Here is a 3,000-nt window from a genome sequence, read left to right as displayed (position 1 = left end):
CCACGTTTCAGCCAATCCCTCGTGCCTGATTTGGCACGCGCGAGTCGGCCATTGTGTCCAAGCTCGCTGAGAGTGACGGCTGGTGGCTGGCCTCCTACCGGTGGCTCTACCTGCGTCATCACATTGACCCTCACTGTTGGACCGCCGAAGTAAATCATGAGCAGGGCGGCGCATAGAGTCAAGACCTCGATCAATGCCGTTCAGGTAGCCGGGCCTCAGGCTGTTTATCAAAGGCGTCTTGTCACGCAGGAGTCGCGAGCGGTGCAGCAGCGCATCTTGCCGCTGTTGAAACAGGGCACGCCAGGGTTGCTGCAGGCCCTCGCCCCGGGTTCCGGACCCACGGGACGCTGGCGGCCGGATCCATCCGCTGCCGGGACTGCTCGCGATCGCGATCGCGGCGGTGGTTCGGGGATCGTGCACTTCTACGGCACCCACTCCGTCGACATTGACGGCGAGCTCGCCCAGCTCGACACCGACGGCTACCGGCCGTTGCGGCTGGCCCCCGGCCAGCGCGGTAAGCAGCTGACCGGGGGTGGGCCCTTGAGGAGAATGGGGACGAGCGGGACGGCGTCTGGCTGCAGGATCGCGGCGTGTGCCAGGCTGGTGCTACCCGGCGAGGGTGGCCTCGCTGGCCGAGTTCGATGCGGCGGTTGCCGGTGTGATCGGCGCGGTTCCTTGAGGGCCCCGGGCCAGGACGTAGACGAGCAGGATCGTCATGACGGCGACTCCCGCCCACATGGCTTGTTGCCAGCCGTCGACGAACGCTTCCTGGGCGGCGCGGATGAGTGCGGGTGCCTGGGTGTCGGCGGTGTCGGCGGTGGCGATGGCGTTGGCGATGCCTTCGCGGGCGGTGTCAGCGGTGTCGGCCGGGATGGTGTCGAGGCGACCGTTGATGGCGTTGCGGTAGCCGGCGATCAGGACTGCTCCGAGCAGGGCGACGCCAAGGGCGGTGCCGAATTCTCGGGTGACGTCGTTGAGGGCGGATGCGACGCCTTGACGTTCGCGGGGCAGTGCGGAGGTGATGGCCTCGGTGGAGGGGGTCTGGGTCAGGCCCATGCCGAGTCCCATGGCGAGCATGCCGGGCAGGATGGCGAGGTAGCCGCCGTCGACGGAGACGAGGGTGGCCATCAGCGCCAGGCCGGCGCCGCCGAGCAGGATTCCGGCTGCCATCGTTGCGCGAGCTCCGGCTCGGGCGGCCACTCGGGGGGCGAGTCCGGAGGCGAGCATCATCATCGCTGCCATGGGCATGAGCGCGAGGGTGGAGCGCAGTCCGGACCAGCCGAGAACGGCCTGGAAGTAGGGGAACAGCACGACGAAGATCCCGGCTTGGACGCCGAACAGTGCCAGCAGTGCCAGCGAGCCGCTGGCGAGGCGCCGGTCGCGGAACAGGCGCACGTCGAGCAGGGGCGCCGCCCGGCGTAGTTCCCAGGCCACGAACCCGATGGCGGCGACGACGCCGACGAGCAGGCTGGCCACGGAGACGGGCGAGGTCCAGCCGTGGACCGGGCCTTCGTGCAGGACGTAGATGAGCGCGACCACGGCGATCGCCGACGTCAGGGACCCGACCATGTCGAAGCTGTGCTGCGACGTCTCGCGGGAATTCGGGACGGCTCGCAGGGCCGTGACGGCGGCTGCGGCCACGAGCACGACCGGTAGCAGGAACAGCCACCGCCAGTTCGCCCAGTCGACGAGGACCGCGGACAGGTACATGCCGAGAATGCCGCCGCCGCCGGCGACGCCGGTCCACACACCGATGGCTTTGGAGCGTTCCTCGTCGGGGAACGTCGAGGTGATGACGGCCAGGGTGACCGGCATGATCAGGGCGGCGCCGACGCCGGCGAACAGCCGGGCGGCGATCATCATCTCGGATGAGGTGGCCAGGCCCGCCGCCGCGCTGGCGACGCCGAACAGGGCGAGGCCGGCGAGCAGGATCGGTTTGCGGCCCACCCGGTCGCCGAGGGCGCCGAGCGGGAGCAGCAGCGCGGCCAGGCTGAGGGTGTAGATGTTGATCATCCACAGGACGGTGCTCTGCGAGGCGTCGAACGCGACGGCGACCTGCGGCTGGGCGACGTTGAGCCCGGAGACCGAGGCGATGACCGCCATCAGAGCGATACACACCGCGATCAGGATCGCGCGACGCTGGCGCGGGTCGTGAATCGTCGCGTCGGGGACGCTCACGCGTGGGGAACTGTCGAGGGCAGGCATGCGCGGGGTTCCTTCCAAAAAGGGCGCGATGGGGTACGGCGCCGGGGTGGACCTCGGTCCCGGCGTCGCAGAGAAAGTGGTTCAGGGGCGGCGGGTGGCGCGCACGACGACGTCGTGCAGCGAGACCGCATGGCCGCCGGGCCCGGGCGCCGGGCGCCGGTGCTCCTCGGCGGTGACGATCTCCCAGTCGGCCGCATTCAGGACGGCGGTGATGTCGGCGAGGGTGACCGTCGCCTCGGCGGGATGCTGATGCCCGTGCCCGTGCCCGTGGCCGTGGCCGGTGTGCAGGTGCCCGACGATCAGCAGGGTGCCGCCGGGCGCCACCCAGTCGGAGATGCGCTGGTAGAAGGCCAGTTGGGGTATCGCGGGGTGCGCGTAGTGGGTGGTGACCAGGTCGAAGCGCATGGCCGGTTCCCAGGCGGTCAGGTCCGCCTCCACCCACCGGATGGACTCCGTCTGCCCGCTGGCGGTGGCGCGGTCGGCGGCGCGGGCGAGGGCGTCGGCGGAGATGTCGGCGGCGGTGAGCTGCCAGCCGTGGGAGGCGAGCCAGATCGCCTCGGCGCCGGCGCCGCACCCGGCGTCCAGGGCGGTGCCCGGTGCCAGGCCGGCGGTCTCCTGGGCGAGGTAGGGGTTGGGTGGGTTGCCGGCCATGGAGCCGGGCTTGTCGCCGTGGGTCTGCTGCCAGTGCTGTTGCCAGTAGTCCTTGTCGAAGCTGTGCGTCATCGGAGGTTCTCCTCGTTCGTCAGCCGGGCGACCGCCCGGTCGGTGTCCTCGGCGACGAGGTCGGCGTTGAGA

The 3,000-nt window shown here is 70.4% G+C and carries 2 protein-coding genes; both read right to left on the bottom strand.

Annotated elements, in window-relative coordinates; all coding sequences use genetic code 11:
• Positions 1–606 precede the first annotated feature (606 nt).
• Positions 607–2,178 (bottom strand): MFS transporter, encoded by a 1,572-nt coding sequence (locus tag ABZ749_RS32835; protein ID WP_357234744.1) that lies wholly within the window; start codon positions 2,176–2,178, stop codon positions 607–609.
• 108 nt (positions 2,179–2,286) lie between these two features.
• On the bottom strand, positions 2,287–2,928 hold the full coding sequence (locus ABZ749_RS32830; protein WP_357234741.1) for a class I SAM-dependent methyltransferase: 642 nt from the start codon (positions 2,926–2,928) through the stop codon (positions 2,287–2,289).
• Positions 2,929–3,000: the final 72 nt, after the last annotated feature.

It is taken from the genome of Micromonospora sp. NPDC047753 (genome assembly GCF_040642735.1).
Classification (GTDB): Bacteria; Actinomycetota; Actinomycetes; order Mycobacteriales; family Micromonosporaceae; genus Micromonospora.
Note: the sequence above shows the minus strand (reverse complement) of the source record. Positions and strands in the feature narration are given on the sequence as shown.

Bases quoted from the DNA above. Each gene is read 5' to 3' on its own strand.
- ABZ749_RS32830 (WP_357234741.1), bottom strand. From the start codon at position 2,928: ATGACGCACAGCTTCGACAAGGACTACTGGCAACAGCACTGGCAGCAG.